Source organism: Brevundimonas sp. 'scallop' (genome assembly GCF_011045535.1).
GTDB classification, from domain to species: Bacteria; Pseudomonadota; Alphaproteobacteria; order Caulobacterales; family Caulobacteraceae; genus Brevundimonas; species Brevundimonas vesicularis.
On sequence record NZ_CP039382.1, the window covers coordinates 1,074,520 to 1,088,974 of the forward strand.

15 protein-coding genes are annotated in these 14,455 nt (G+C 65.9%); 13 read left to right on the top strand and 2 right to left on the bottom strand.

The features are described from left to right. Window positions 1–3: 3 nt before the first annotated feature. Window positions 4–735 (bottom strand): response regulator, encoded by a 732-nt coding sequence (locus E4341_RS05220; RefSeq protein ID WP_369814635.1) that lies wholly within the window; start codon window positions 733–735, stop codon window positions 4–6. An 88-nt stretch (window positions 736–823) separates the two neighbouring features. On the opposite strand from E4341_RS05220, the gene E4341_RS05225 reads away from it, so the two are divergent. From E4341_RS05225 to E4341_RS05235, 3 genes are all read left to right on the top strand, one after another. Beyond that, entirely contained in the window at window positions 824–1,702 is an 879-nt protein-coding gene (locus E4341_RS05225) for a branched-chain amino acid aminotransferase (RefSeq protein ID WP_066626390.1), read from the top strand. Between the two features lie 133 nt (window positions 1,703–1,835). Beyond that, entirely contained in the window at window positions 1,836–3,110 is a 1,275-nt protein-coding gene (locus E4341_RS05230) for a NupC/NupG family nucleoside CNT transporter (protein ID WP_066626388.1), read from the top strand. A gap of 16 nt (window positions 3,111–3,126) precedes the next feature. Further along, a complete protein-coding gene (locus E4341_RS05235; protein WP_165115697.1) occupies window positions 3,127–3,765 on the top strand; it encodes a YoaK family protein in 639 nt (212 codons plus the stop codon). On the opposite strand, the gene E4341_RS05240 is transcribed toward E4341_RS05235, so the two are convergent. Continuing rightward, window positions 3,749–4,183, bottom strand: coding sequence for a PaaI family thioesterase (locus E4341_RS05240; protein WP_017504495.1), 435 nt, complete (start codon window positions 4,181–4,183; stop codon window positions 3,749–3,751). The two genes, E4341_RS05235 and E4341_RS05240, sit on opposite strands and share 17 nt — an antisense overlap. Before the next feature lie 47 nt (window positions 4,184–4,230). On the opposite strand from E4341_RS05240, the gene E4341_RS05245 reads away from it, so the two are divergent. The 10 genes from E4341_RS05245 to flhA all read left to right on the top strand — a co-directional run bounded on the left by E4341_RS05245 (window position 4,231) and on the right by flhA (window position 14,434). Further along, window positions 4,231–4,533, top strand: coding sequence for a DUF3253 domain-containing protein (locus tag E4341_RS05245; RefSeq protein ID WP_017504494.1), 303 nt, complete (start codon window positions 4,231–4,233; stop codon window positions 4,531–4,533). Beyond that, window positions 4,523–5,164: a uracil-DNA glycosylase family protein gene (locus E4341_RS05250; RefSeq protein ID WP_165115699.1), complete on the top strand. Its 642-nt coding sequence runs from the start codon at window positions 4,523–4,525 to the stop codon at window positions 5,162–5,164. The genes E4341_RS05245 and E4341_RS05250 overlap by 11 nt, the downstream gene beginning before the upstream one ends. A 22-nt stretch (window positions 5,165–5,186) precedes the next feature. Then, window positions 5,187–6,206 (top strand): alpha/beta fold hydrolase, encoded by a 1,020-nt coding sequence (locus E4341_RS05255; protein WP_240893622.1) that lies wholly within the window; start codon window positions 5,187–5,189, stop codon window positions 6,204–6,206. A gap of 88 nt (window positions 6,207–6,294) precedes the next feature. Beyond that, window positions 6,295–7,935 (top strand): flagellar basal-body MS-ring/collar protein FliF, encoded by a 1,641-nt coding sequence (gene fliF, locus E4341_RS05260; RefSeq protein WP_165115703.1) that lies wholly within the window; start codon window positions 6,295–6,297, stop codon window positions 7,933–7,935. After that, window positions 7,935–8,969 carry a flagellar motor switch protein FliG gene (gene fliG, locus E4341_RS05265; protein ID WP_165115705.1) on the top strand — a complete coding sequence of 345 codons (1,035 nt, stop codon included), beginning with the start codon at window positions 7,935–7,937 and terminating at the stop codon, window positions 8,967–8,969. Before fliF ends, fliG begins: the two co-directional genes overlap by 1 nt. A 1-nt stretch (window position 8,970) precedes the next feature. Further along, on the top strand, window positions 8,971–9,633 hold the full coding sequence (locus tag E4341_RS05270; RefSeq protein ID WP_165115707.1) for a flagellar assembly protein FlbE: 663 nt from the start codon (window positions 8,971–8,973) through the stop codon (window positions 9,631–9,633). Next, a complete protein-coding gene (gene fliN / locus E4341_RS05275; RefSeq protein ID WP_039246916.1) occupies window positions 9,633–9,965 on the top strand; it encodes a flagellar motor switch protein FliN in 333 nt (110 codons plus the stop codon). The genes E4341_RS05270 and fliN overlap by 1 nt, the downstream gene beginning before the upstream one ends. Before the next feature lie 36 nt (window positions 9,966–10,001). After that, complete coding sequence (locus E4341_RS05280) at window positions 10,002–11,414, top strand: sigma-54-dependent Fis family transcriptional regulator (protein ID WP_165115709.1); 1,413 nt, start codon at window positions 10,002–10,004, stop codon at window positions 11,412–11,414. A 4-nt stretch (window positions 11,415–11,418) separates the two neighbouring features. After that, window positions 11,419–12,324: a class A beta-lactamase gene (gene bla, locus E4341_RS05285; protein ID WP_165115713.1), complete on the top strand. Its 906-nt coding sequence runs from the start codon at window positions 11,419–11,421 to the stop codon at window positions 12,322–12,324. 10 nt (window positions 12,325–12,334) lie between these two features. Then, window positions 12,335–14,434, top strand: coding sequence for a flagellar biosynthesis protein FlhA (gene flhA, locus E4341_RS05290; protein WP_091748308.1), 2,100 nt, complete (start codon window positions 12,335–12,337; stop codon window positions 14,432–14,434). The last annotated feature ends 21 nt before the right edge of the window (window positions 14,435–14,455 follow it).

Below are 14,455 nucleotides of genomic sequence, written 5' to 3' on the forward strand. Positions count from 1 at the left end.
GGCTCAGTCGGGAGCCAGCATATAGCCGACGCCCCGCACCGTCTGGAGATAGCGCGGGTTCTTGGGATCGACTTCCAGCTTGCGGCGCAGACGGGTGACCTGGACGTCCACGGCGCGGCCGGTGATGTCGGCGGTGTCGGGCGAAAGGCTCATCCGCTCGACCGGGGCGTGGGCGTGAAGGGCCAGGGTCTTGAGCAACTGGGCTTCGGCCTCGGTCAGGCGCTGGGGCGCGCCGTCACGGCTCAACTCCAGCCGTTCCATGTCGAAGACGGCGGTGCCCAGCTTGATTTCCTTGGGACCGATCGGCTTGCCGCCGGTGCGGCGCAGGATGGCGTCGATGCGCAGCACAAGTTCGCGCGGTTCGAAGGGCTTGGACATGTAGTCGTCGGCGCCGCGCGACAGACCCTCGATCCGGTCCTCGGGATCGCCGCGCGCGGTCAGCAGCAGGACCGGCGTTTTGGACAGTTCGGCTTTGTTGCGGACCCAACTGGTCAGGTCCAGGCCGCTTTCGCCCGGCATCATGACGTCCAGCACGACCAGATCGAACTCGATCAGCTCCATCATCCGCTTGGCGGCGGCCGCGTGCGCGGCGCCCGTCACGCGATAGCCTTCGCGCGCCAAAAACTCCTTCAGCAGTTCGCGGATGCGATCGTCGTCGTCGACAATCAGCAGATGGCGGCCGACGCCGGGGCCGGCGATGGGGCCTGAGCGGCCATGCGAACGCGATTCCGTCATGCTCATGCGACGTTTCCCCCGCTTGCGGCGTTGACCTGAGCGATTCGTGCGGCTCTAAGACCGTCAGTTTCGCGGGAGACGTATTTCAATGGCCTTCGTTCCTTTCGACGATCGTGACGGCTTCATCTGGGTGAATGGCGATTTCGTCCCCTGGAGGGAAGCGAAAACGCACGTTCTGACCCATGCCCTTCACTACGGCTCGTCGGTCTTTGAGGGTGAGCGTATGTACGGCGGCGAAATCTTCAAGCTGACGCAACATTCCGAGCGCCTGAAGCGGTCCGCCAACCTGCTCGATTTCGAGATACCCTACAGCGTCGCTGAAATCGACGCTTTCTGTAAGGAAACCTGCGCCAAGAACGGTCTGACGGACTGCTATGTGCGTCCCGTCGCCTACCTCGGCCCGGAACAGACCAGCGTTTCGGCCCTGAACAACAAGGTTCACCTGGCGATCGCCGTGTGGGACTGGCCCAGCTATTTCGACCCAGAGGTCAAGGCGCGCGGCCTGCGTCTGGAATGGTCCAAGTGGCGTCGTCCCGATCCGGCGACGGCCCCGACGACAGCCAAGGCGGCGGGTCTGTACATGATCTGCACCATGTCCAAGAACGCCGCCGAGCGTCGCGGTTTCGCCGACGCCCTGATGCTGGACTGGCGCGGCTATGTCGCCGAGGCGACCGGCGCCAACGTCTTCTTCGTCAAGGACGGCGTTATCCACACCCCGAACGTCGAGCACATTCTGGACGGCATCACCCGCCAGACCGTGATCGAGATCGCCCGCGAAAAGGGCATTGAGGTCGTGGTGCGTGAGATCAAGCCGGATGAGCTTTCGGATTTCACCGAATGCTTCCTGACCGGCACGGCCGTCGAGGTGACCCCGGTCGCCGAGGTGGGTGAATATCGATTCACTCCCGGCGCGCTGTCGCTGGATCTGATGGATCACTACGGCAAGCTGGTGCGCGGCCAACTGTAAGCCGAGGCGCGACGACAGGATGAGGGCGGTCCCTTAAGGGGCCGCCCTTTTTCGTTTCGCTTGCCAGCCGCGTCACTTTGTCCTTGAAGCGAATACAGACCGGCAGGCGCGCCGAGTGCGGGGATCGTTTTTCATGTTCAGCCTCCTGAACCTCCAGAGCCTTCTGGGTCTGGTCGTCATCGTCGCGGTTTGCTGGGCGATCTCGGAAAACCGCAAGGCCTTCCCCTGGCGGCTGACGATCGGCGCGATCCTGGTGCAGGCGGGGCTGGTGCTCGCCCTGTTCGCCATTCCGGGTTCGCAGGCGGTGCTGGCGGCGGTGACGGGCGCAGTGGACGGTCTGGCGGTCGCCACGACCGAGGGGACCAAGTTCGTCTTCGGCTATCTGGCCGGCGGGGACCAGCCCTATACGGTCTCGAACCAGGGCGCGCTTTTCACCTTCGCCTTCCAGGTTCTGCCGCTGATCCTGGTGATTTCCGCCCTGTCGGCCCTGCTGTGGCATTGGAAAATCCTGAAGTGGATCACGCTGGGCTTCGGCTTTCTATTCCAGAAGACGATGGGTCTGGGCGGCGCGTCGGCCCTGGCGGTCGCGGCCAACATCTTCCTGGGCATGATCGAAAGCCCGATCGTGATCCGCGCCTATCTGGACAAGCTGACGCGTTCCGAGATCTTCCTGATGATGGTGGTGGGCCTGGCGACGGTCGCCGGTTCGACCATGGTGGCTTATGCGACGATCCTGTCGCCGGTGCTGCCGAATGCGGCGGGGCACGTGCTGGTGGCGTCGATCGTGTCGGCGCCGGCTGGCGTGCTGCTCGCGCGGATCATCATCCCTGAGAAAGAGGGTATGGGCGGCGCGGTCGCCGACTATGACTCGGCCCTGAAATACGACAGCGCCATCGACGCCATCGTCAAAGGCACGTCCGACGGCCTGATGGTCGTGCTGAACATCTCGGCCGTGCTGATCGTGTTCGTGGCCTTGGTCGCCCTGGTTAACGTCATGCTGGGCGGGTTCGTCGTGTTCGATGCGCCCCTGACCGTCGAGCGGATGCTGGGCTGGATCTTCGCGCCGGTCGCCTGGCTGATCGGGGTGGAGTGGAAGGACGCCGACGTCGCCGGCTGGCTGCTGGGCGTCAAACTGACCCTGACCGAGTTCGTCGCCTTCATCGACCTGGGCAAGGTCCCGGCCGCCGAGATGACCGAGCGCACGCGGATGCTGATGACCTACGCCTTGTGCGGCTTCGCCAATATCGGCTCGGTCGGCATCACCGTGACCGGCCTGTCTGTCCTGATGCCCGAACGCCGCGAGGAGGTGCTGGGCATGGTCTGGAAGGGTCTGTTCGCCGGCTTCTTGGCCACCTTGATGACCGCGGCCATCGTCGGCGCGATGCCGGCGGCGGTGTTCGGGCTCTGAGGCGGACCTAGATCCGATGCGCGCGCTCGCCCCGCTGGACAGTGGACTGGCGCTGCTGCTGGCGGGTCTTGCGGGCTATGTGGACAGTCTGGGCTTCCTGCAGCTTGGCGGCGTCTTCGTCTCGTTCATGAGCGGCAACTCCACGCGGCTGGCCGCCAACCTGGCTTCTGGACACTGGCTGGCCGTCGGGCATCTGGCCGCCATTCTCGCGGTCTTCGTGCTTGGGTCGTTCCTCGGGGCGCTGATCGCCGGGGGTGAGGGCGCGCGGTCACGCAGCCGAGTTTTATTGTTCGAAGGACTGTTGCTGGCCTGCGCGGCCTTGGCCGCGGCGTTCGGTCTGACGCCGCTGGCCATCCTGTTGATGGTCTCGGCCATGGGGGCGGAGAACTCGGTCTTCCTGAGAAATGGAGAGGTCGGCGTCAGCTTGACCTATATGACCGGCACTCTGGTCAAGCTCGGGCAAGCCTTGGCCGCCGCTGCGACCGGGCGCGACCGTACCGCCTATCGTCCCTATCTCGCCCTGTGGGCCGGATTGACGGCAGGTGCGGTTTTAGGCGCTCTGACCTATCAACGGCTGGGGTTGGCGGCGTTATGGCCGGCTGCGGGAATGGCCGTGACGCTCTCGGTGATCGCGCGCTTCAGCCGCGCGGCGTGAATTTGCGGATGACGCCGGAGAAGGTCATCAGCAGACGCTCGCCGGTATTGATCTGACCTCGCACGAAGATCAGGCTCTTGCCCGCCTTGGTGACCTGGCCGGTGGCCTCGATCAGTTCGCCGACATAGCCGCCGTCGATGAAGGTGGAGTCCAGCTGAACCGTGACGCCCGAGGCACCTTCCATCTCCTGATAGGCGATCTGGAACATGGCGATGTCGGCGAAGGTCATCAGGCAGCCGCCGTGCATCCGCCCGCCTGCGTTCATATGCTTCTGCTCGGCGCGGAAGGCGCAGCGCATGTGCCCGTCGGGATCCGGCTTGCCGTAGAAGGGGCCGACCACCGTGTCGAAGGTGTCGTGCAGATCGTAGGTCTGCCAGCCGGCGAACTCGCCCTCGGTGATGGTGATTTTCTTGGGCATGCAGACTCGGCCTTACTTATGGGCGTGCGTTGCAGCATATAGGCGCAATGAGCGACCCGATCGAAACCGCAATCCTGAACAAAATCGCCGCGCTTGAGCCCGGCAAGAGCATTGAGCCCGCGGAAGTGGCCAAAGAGCTACAGCCCGAGCAATGGCAGCGCATGCTGCCCAAGGTCCGCGCGACCGCTTTGGGCCTGATGCGCCAAGGCAAGCTGACCATCACCAAGAAGGGCAAGGCGGTCGATCCGGACAATTTCCGCGGCGTCACGCGCCTGCGCCAAGCGACCGAGGAAGAAACGGCCCTGGCGCTGAGCCGCCGTCCGCCGGTCGTCGAGGGCGATGACGACTGATCTCCAGGATATCCTGAACGACATCCGCGCCTGTCGCGCCTGCGCGGGCGTCCTGCCGCACACGCCGCGCCCGGTGGTGCGGGTCTTTCCCGAAACGCGGCTGCTGATCTGCGGCCAGGCGCCGGGACGACGCGTCCACGAGAGCGGCCTGCCGTTCACGGATCCCTCGGGCGATCGTCTTCGTGATTGGATGGGCGTGGACTATGAGACCTTCTACGCCGACCCGCGCATCGGGGTGGCGGCCCAGGCCTTCTGCTATCCGGGCACCGCGCCGAAAGGCGGCGACTATCCGCCGCCGACACGCTGTGCGGAACTGTGGCGACCGCAGTTGCTGGACGCCCTGCCGCAGATGGAACTGACCCTGCTGGTCGGCGGCTATGCCCAGGCGTGGGCGCTGGGCGATGACGCCAAGCGGACCATGACCGAAACGGTCCGAGCGTGGCGGGAGTATGCGCCGGATCTGCTGGTGTTGCCGCATCCGTCTTGGCGCAATACGGCCTGGCTGAAGAAGAATCCGTGGTTTGAGGCGGAGGTGCTTCCCTATCTGCGGGAACGCGTTCGGCGCATTCTGACTTCTGCAAATCCGGCGGCCGTTCGCTCCAGCGAGAACGAATTGCCGGTGGTATCGTGAGCGCTGCTTGGGACACATGGCCTTGATCGCCTCCAGACTTATGCCGCTGACCGCCGCGCTCATTCTGTCGGCCTGCGCCGCACCCCACATTCAGCCGCCGTTGACGCCGCCGCCGGGCTTTGTCGGCGCCCATGTCGAGGATCGGGCGCTGGTCATGTCGGACGGCGCGCGCCTGCCGTATCTGCATTGGGGGCCAAAGGATGGGGCGCCTTGGGCGGTGATCGTGGCCCTCCACGGCATGAACGATCACGACGCTAGCTTCCGCTTGGCCGGCCCCTGGTGGGCCGAGCAGGGGATCGAGACCTGGTCCTACGACCAGCGTGGCTTCGGCGGGGCGCCGGGGCGGGGCGAATGGGCCGGGCAGCAGCGGATGACCGATGATCTGCGCGAGATCACCGCGATGGCGCGCGCCCGCTATCCCCATGCCGTCATCGCCGTGGTGGGCGAGAGCATGGGCGGGTCGGTGACGGCGGCGGCGTTCGGCTCCGACAATCCGCCGGATGCGGACCGGATCGTGCTGCTGGCGCCCGGCGTATGGGGCTGGTCGACGCAAGGACCGTTGAACTGCACGGCGCTGAACATCGCAGCCCGAGCGCTGGGCGACGTGGCGCTGGAGCCGCCGGAGTTCATCACGCGCGACATCCACGCCTCTTCGAATACGTTGGAGCTGATCCGCAACGGGCGCGATCCGATGAGCATCCTCGCGACGCGGTTCGACACCGTCTATGGGCTGGTCGATCTGATGGAGGCCTCATCGCGCAGCCTGGGCCGCATTCGGGGCGACGCCATCCTGATGTACGGCGCCCACGACGAGGTGGTGAAGAAGGGGCCGATGAAGGCGGCGCTTGAGCGTGCCGAGCGGGAGGGCGGAACGCTGCGGACCGCCTGGTATCCGAACGGCTGGCATCTGCTGAACCGCGATCTGGACGCCGAGATCGTCTATCGCGACGTCGTCTCGTGGTTGAGAGACCCGAAAGCCCCTCTGCCGTCCGGTGCGCCGGCGGTTTTGCCGCAGCTTCAGGCGGGCGGGGCGCGCCCTTAAGCGGGTCTTAACGCGACGTTTACCATCCAGGCGGCATTTTCTGCCTAGCGGGGCGTTCGTGTCTCCCGCGAGTAGGGGGCGGGGACGCGTGGGCGGCTTCACAGCGGCGTTGCAGAAGTTCGGGATCGGCCGTCTGGCTGCGGTCCTCGGCGTCGCCGCAGGCGTGGCCGCCGTGCTGGTCGCTGTCATGCTGCGCATGGGCCAAGCGCCCGACGCGCTTCTCTATTCCAACCTGGATCTGCGCGAGGCCAGCGAGATAAGCGCCGCCCTGGATCAGGCCGGCATCAAATATTCCTCCAAGGGCGACGGCTCGACCATCATGGTCAACCGCGACGAGGTCGGCACGGCGCGGATGCTGGTCGCGGGCAAGGGCTTGGTCACCTCGGGATCGGTTGGTTACGAGCTGTTCGACAGCCAGTCGGTGCTGGGCCAGACCGAGTTCCAGCAGCAGTTGAACGAACAGCGTGCCCTGCAGGGTGAATTGTCGCGCACCATCATGTCCATGCGCGGCATCACGGCCGCCCGCGTCCACATCACCATGCCGCGCCGCGAGATGTTCACCTCGGCCGCCGGCGAACCGACCGCCGCCGTTCTGGTGGGGTTGGGCGGGCGTGACCTGACGAGCGATCAGGTGCGGGCGATCCGCAATCTGGTGGCCTCGTCCGTGCCGAACCTGAAGCCCGACCGCGTCACCGTGGCGGACCAGACGAACCGCACCCTGGCGGCCGGCAGCGACGACGGAACCTTCACCTCCGCGTCCGCCGCCGAGGCCAAGGGCAATGCCGAGAGCCAGCTTCAAGCGCGCATCAAGGACATCGTCGAAGGCGTCGTCGGCGCCGGCGCCGCCCGTGTTCAGGTCACGGCCGACATCGACCAAAGTCGCGCCACGACGCAGGAAGAGAAGTTCGACCCCGATGGTCAGGTCGTCAGATCGACCACGACCAACGGCTCGCAATCCGCAGACAACAGCGCCCAGCCCGACGGCGGCGTGACTGCGACGAACAACATCCCCGGCGGGGCTGCGCCCGGCGCGACGCCGGCCGGTTCGACCAACTCGGAAAACGCCGAGACGACCAACTACGAAATCTCCAAGACCACCACGACCACGACCAAGGAGCCGGGCGAGGTCAAGAAGCTGGCCGTCGCCGTCGCGGTGGACGGCAAGTGGACGCCGGCCAAGGACGGCAAGGGCGAGCCGACCTATGCGCCGCGCACGGCCGAGGAGATCGCCCAGATCAAGTCGCTGGTCGCGGCCGCCGCCGGCATCGACGAGGCACGCGGCGACAAGATCGAGGTCATCAACGTCCGCTTCAACCACGACACCGGCATCGAGGGCGGTCTGGACGGCAAGTCGTCGCTGCTGGACTTCTCCAAGAACGACATCATGCGTTTCGTCGAGCTGGGCATTCTGACCATCGTCGCCCTGCTGCTGATCTTCTTCGTGCTGCGTCCTCTGCTGAAGACGGCGGCGGGCGGCGGGGCCAATCTGCCGGCGCTAGCTGGCGCCAACGGCGTGCCGGTCACCACCGTGGCGACCACGGTGATCGGCCCGGACGGCCAGCCTCAGTTGGTTCAGCTGCCGGCGCCCAGCGAGATGGAACAGAAGATCGACATCGCCCGCATCGAGGGTCAGGTGAAGGCGTCGTCGGTCAAGAAGGTCGCCGACTTCGTTCAGTCGCATCCCGATGATGCGGCCGGCATTCTGCGGTCCTGGGTGGCCGAAGGCTGATGGCGAAGCTGGTTAACAAGAAGGCCTCGATCGACGATCCCAACAAGCTGTCGGGACCGGAGAAGGCCGCCGTCATCCTGCTGGCGCTGGGCGAAGAGCATACCGCCCTGTGGGAGCGGCTGGACGACGACGAGGTCAAGGAAATCTCCCAGGCCATGGCGACCCTGGGCAACGTCAGCGCCGAGGCCGTCGAGGCCCTGATGATCGAGTTCGTCTCGGGTCTGTCCGGCTCGGGCTCTGTCATGGGCAGCTATGAGCAGACGCAAAAGCTGCTGGCCGCCTTCCTGCCCAAGGATCGCGTCGACGGCCTGATGGAGGAGATCCGGGGGCCGGCCGGTCGCACCATGTGGGACAAGCTGGGCAATGTGAACGAGGCCGTTCTCGCCAACTATCTGAAGAACGAATACCCCCAGACCGTAGCCGTGATCCTGTCCAAGGTGCGTTCGGACCACGCCGCCCGCGTCCTGACCAGCCTGCCGGAAGACTTCGCCTTGGAATGCGTCCAGCGGATGCTGCGCATGGAGCCGGTGCAGCGCGAGATCCTGGACAAGATCGAGGCCACGCTGCGTACCGAGTTCATGTCGAACCTGGCGCGGACCTCCAAACGCGACAGCCACGAGATGATGGCGGACATCTTCAATAGCTTCGACCGCCAGACCGAGGCTCGCTTCATCGGCGCCCTGGAAGAGCGCAATCGCGAGTCGGCCGAACGCATCCGCGCCCTGATGTTCGTCTTCGAGGATCTGTCCAAGCTGGATCCGGGCGGGGTGCAGACCCTGCTGCGCGCGGTGGACAAGGATTCGCTGGGCCTGGCGATGAAGGGCGCGTCCGACGGTCTGCGCGAGATGTTCTTCTCCAACATGTCCGAGCGCGCCTCCAAGATCATGCGCGAGGACATGGAGTCGATGGGTCCGGTGCGTCTGAAGGACGTGGACGCCGCCCAGATGGCCATGGTCCAGGTCGCCAAGGATCTGGCCGCCAAGGGCGACATCATGCTGGCCGGTCAGGGCACCGACGACGAGTTGATCTACTGACATGACCCAGTCCCCTGAAATCCGGCGCCTCTTCGCCTTCGACACCGAGTTCGACGCGGACGGCACGGTCGTGCGCCCCGGCGCCTGGACGCCGGCCAAACGCTCCTATCTGCCGGCCGAGGTCGATGCCTTGGTCGCGCAAGGGCGTCTGGAAGCGCGCGAGCAGGCGCTCAGCGAGGTCGAAAACATCCGCGCCATGGCCCTGAGCAACATCGCCCAGGCTGTGACCTCGGCCATGCCGACCCTGAAGGCTGTGGCCCAAGCGCACCGCGAACAGGCCGCTGACCTGGCCCTGGCTGCTGCGCGCACCATCGCAGGGGCCGCTCTGGACCGATTTCCGCATGCGCCGCTGAAAGCCGCTCTGGAACTGTTGGCGCAGGAAATCGACGCCTCGCCGCGTCTGGTCGTTCGCGCCTCAGGCCTGGATGACGAGGCGCGCGGCCTGATCGAGCGCGCCTGCGCCGACAGCGGCTTCACTGGCGTGGTCGCCTTCCGCGATGAGCCGGGCATGGCCCAGGCCGCCTTCCAGTTGGAATGGGCCGACGGGCGCGCTGATCACGATCCGCAAGGCTCGGCCGACCGCGTCGCTGAGGCCCTGACCGCCGCCTTGGCCGCCGAGGCCGGACACGCCGAAACCCTTCCCGTCGACAGGAGCATGTTCTGATGGCATCCGACGACCTGGCGCTGGAGGAATTCTCCGGCCTTTCGGGCCTGCCGCCCCTGGACGACAGCGGCGAAAAGAGTGCCGCCGACCTGGCCACGGTCTTCGACGTGCCGGTCAACATCTCGGCGGTTCTGGGCAAGTCGCACATGTCGGTGGCCCAGCTGCTGAAGCTGAACAAGGGCTCGGTGCTGGAGCTAGACCGCAAGGTCGGCGAGGCGATCGACATCTTCGTCAACAACCGCCTGATCGCGCGCGGGGAGGTCGTCGTCGTCGACGACCGGCTGGGCGTGACCATGACGGAAATCATCAAGACCGAGGATTCGGGCGCCTGATTGGCGACCGGCTTTAGAGATTAGAGGAGAAGAACGATGCGTCTTCTGGTGGTAGGCAGACTGAGCGGCCAGCTCGCTTCGGCGGTGAAGATGGCCATGGCGCACGGCGCCAAGGTCAATCACGTCGAGCGCGCCGACCAGGCGACCGAACAACTGCGCCGGGGGCAGGGCGCCGACTTGCTGATGGTCGACTATCAGCTGGACATCGCCGCCCTGATCGCCGCCAACGAGGCCGAGCGGATCACCATTCCGGTCGTGGCCTTCGGCGTCGACGCCGATGCGCGAGAGGCGGCCGCCGCCATCAAGGCCGGCGCCAAGGAATTCATTCCGCTTCCACCCGACGCCGAACTGATCGCCGCCGTTCTGTCGGCCGTGGCCGACGACGAAAAGCCGATGATCTCGGCCGACCCCTCGATGAAGGCGGTGCTGCAACTGGCCGACCAGGTCGCGCGCTCGGAAGCTTCGATCCTGATCACGGGCGAAAGCGGCGTCGGCAAGGAGGTGATGGCGCGGTATCTGCACGAGCATTCACGCCGGTCCGAGCGCCCGTTCATCAGCGTCAACTGCGCCGCCATTCCCGACAATCTGCTGGAGTCCGAACTGTTCGGCCACGAGAAGGGCGCCTTCACCGGCGCGGTCGCGCGCCGCATCGGCAAGTTCGAAGAGGCTGACGGCGGCACGCTTCTGCTGGACGAAATCTCCGAGATGGACGCCCGGCTTCAGGCCAAGCTGCTGCGCGCTATCCAGGAGCGCGTCATCGATCGCGTGGGCGGCTCCAAGCCGGTCTCGGTCAACATCCGCATCATCGCGACCTCGAACCGCGATCTGGCCAAAGCCGTTGCGGAAGGCACCTTCCGTGAGGACCTGCTGTATCGCCTGAACGTGGTGAACCTGCGCCTGCCGTCCTTGCGCGAGCGGCCCGGCGACATCGTGGTTCTGGCCGACCACTTCATCAAGAAATACGCCGCCGCCAACGGCGTGCCGGTGCGTCCGATCTCGGCCGCCGCGCGTCAGGCCATTTCGGCCCATCGCTGGCCGGGCAACGTCCGCGAGCTGGAAAACGCGATGCACCGCGCGGTGCTGCTGGCCACCGGCCCCGAGATCGACGTCGACGCCATCCGCCTGCCGGACGGTCAGCCGCTGGGCGGCATGAGCGCAGGCATGATGGCGGGACAGGCCTATGAGGCGCCGGAAGCCGGAGTGGCTGCGCGTGCCGCCCAGGCAGCCGACGCCGTGACTCGCAGCTTCGTGGGTCAGACCGTGGCGGCGATGGAAAAGACGCTGATCCTGGACACCCTGACGCACTGCCTCGGCAATCGCACCCATGCGGCCAACATCCTGGGCATCTCGATCCGCACTCTGCGCAACAAGTTGAACGAATACGCCGATGAGGGCACGGCCATTCCGGCGCCGATGAGCGGCGTCTCCGCCTCGGGCTACGCGGCCTGAACCCATGCGCGCACCCGTGGAGCGCCGATGCGTCCTGACGGGGCTGGCCGCCTTGAGCGCGGTCGGCTGTTCGCCGCGCGCGGAATCACACCCTGCCGCGCCCGCCCCTCTGTCAGAAGAGATCATTGATCTGTCCGACCTGGAAGCGCGCAATGGCGGCCGTCTCGGCTTCGTCGTTCAGGACGCGGCGACGGGCCGTAAGCTGGGCTGGCGCGGCGACGAACGCTTCGTCTATTGCTCGACCTTCAAGATGTATCTGGCCGCCGCCACCCTGTTGCGGGCGCAGGCCGGGCAGGAGCGACTGGACCGCCGCATCCCGATCACGGCGGCGGACATGATCAACCACGCTCCGGTCACCGAGCCCGCCGTCGGCGCCAGCCTGACGGTCGAGCAGTTGATGAAGGGCGCGGTGGAAGTCAGCGACAACCCTGCCGCCAATCTGTTGCTGAAGGCTATGGGCGGCCCATCGGCGATGCAGACCTTCTATCGCGGCATCGGCGACGGCAGCACCCGCTCGGACCGTTTCGAGCCGGAGATGAATCGCCTGGACGGCGACAAAGACACCATCCTTCCCAACCAGTCGGTCGCCAATCTCCGGCGTCTTTTTCTGGATCAGGCCTCGCCCCTGACCGCGGCGTCACGCGACCTGTTGCTGCAGTGGATGACCGATACGCCCACGGGTCAGAATCGTCTTAGGGCTGGGACGCCTGCGAATTGGCGGGTGGCGCACAAGACGGGGACGGGGGGCTATGGGCCGACCAATGACATCGGCCTGTTGTATCCGCCGAACGGCCAACCCGTGATCGTCGCCGCCTATTACCACGCTGCCCAGGCGACGTCTGACGACGCCAATGCGGCCGTGATCGCCGAGGCGACGCGTCGCGCGCTGAAGGCGTTGGGCCGTGACTGATACGCCGGTGATGATGAAGGACGGCATGGCGCGCCCGACGGGCCGCGACGTCCTGGGCTGGGTCAACCGCGGCGAAGTGCTGATGGCGGTCGGCGTGATCGGCGTGATCATGCTGCTGATCCTGCCGGTGCCCAAGTTCCTGCTGGATCTTCTGTTGGCCTTCTCGCTGGTGTCCAGCGTGCTGATCCTGATGACCGCCGTGATGATGAAGCGGCCGCTGGATTTCGCCATCTTCCCGACCGTGCTGCTGGTCTCGACCCTGTTCCGGCTGGGCCTGAACCTGGCCTCCACGCGTCTGATCCTGACCCACGGTCAGGAAGGTCACGATGCGGCGGGTCAGGTCATCAACGCCTTCGGTCAGCTGATGATGGGCGGCAACTTCATCATCGGGGTGATCATCTTTGCGATCATTCTGGTGGTGAACTTCGTCGTCATCACCAAGGGTTCGACCCGGATCGCCGAAGTGTCCGCCCGCTTCACCCTGGACTCCATGCCGGGCAAGCAGATGGCCATCGACGCCGATCTGTCGTCGGGCCTGATCACCGAGGACCAGGCCAAGCTGCGCCGCAAGGAGCTGGAGCAGGAATCGACCTTCTTCGGCGCCATGGACGGCGCCTCCAAGTTCGTGCGCGGCGACGCCGTCGCCGGGCTGATCATCACCTTCATCAACGCCATCGGCGGCATACTGATCGGCACGCTGCAACACGGCATGCCGGCGATGGAGGCCGCCAACACCTATGTCCAGCTGACCATCGGCGATGGTCTGGTGACGCAGGTGCCGGCCATCATCATCTCGATCGCTGCCGGCTTCCTGGTGTCCAAGGCGGGCGTCGAAGGCACGGCGGACAAGGCCATGGTCACCCAGCTGGCGACCAATCCCGTATCGCTGGGCGTGGTGTCGGGCGCGGCCGGTCTGATCGGCCTGATCCCCGGGATGCCGCTGATCCCGTTCGCGGCCCTGGCCATCGGCTCGGGCTTTATGGCCTGGCGACTGGGCCGCAATCGCTTGAAGCCTCAGCCGACAGAGGCGGAGATTGCGGCGGCGGCGGCGGCCGCAAAACCCAAGGAAGACGTCGAAGAGCCGATCGCCAACGTCCTCACCATCGACGAGGTGAAGATCGAACTCGGCTACTCGCTTCTCAGCCTGATCAACGACCTTGAAGGGCGGCGCCTGACCGATCAGATTCGCGCTCTGCGGCGGTCGCTGGCCCAGGAATACGGTTTCGTCATTCCCCAGGTGCGCATCCTCGACAACATGCGCCTGCCGACCCAGGGCTACGCCATCCGCATCAAGGAGATGGAGACGGGCGCGGGCGAAGTGCGGCTGGGCCACCTGATGGCGATGGATCCGGCGGGTCGCCAGGTCGAGCTTCCGGGCGAGCATATGCGCGAACCCGCCTTTGGTTTGCCGGCGACCTGGATCGAGGAAGGTCTGCGCGAGGAGGCGACGTTCCGGGGCTATACGCTTGTCGATCCGTCGACGGTCCTGACGACGCACCTGACCGAGATCCTGAAAGACAATATGGCCGATCTGCTGTCCTATGCGGAGGTGCAGAAGCTGCTGAAGGAACTCGGCGCCGAGGAGAAGAAGCTGGTCGAGGAACTGGTGCCCAGCGTGGTCACCGTCACGACGCTGCAGCGGGTGCTGCAGTCGCTTCTGCGCGAGAAGGTGTCGATCCGCGACCTGCCGGCGATCCTGGAAGGTTTGGCCGAGGCGGCGCCGCACAGTTCCAGCGTCACCACCCTAGTCGAACACGTTCGGGCGCGCCTGGGCCGCCAACTATGCTGGCAGAACAAGGACGGCGAGGGTGCCCTGCCCATCGTCACCCTGTCGCCGGAATGGGAAAACGCCTTCGCCGAAAGCCTGATCGGCAATGGCGAGGACAAGCAGCTGGCGATGGCGCCGTCGCGCCTTCAGGACTTCATCCGCGCCGTTCGCGACACCTTCGAGCGGATCGCCATGACGGGCGAGAACCCCGTCCTGCTGACCGGCCCGATGACGCGGCCCTATGTGCGATCGATCATCGAACGCTTCCGCGGCCAGACCGTCGTGATGAGCCAGAACGAGATTCATCCCAAGGCCCGGTTGCGGACCCTCGGCCAGGTCTGATCCCGCCGACTTGGCAGTTTG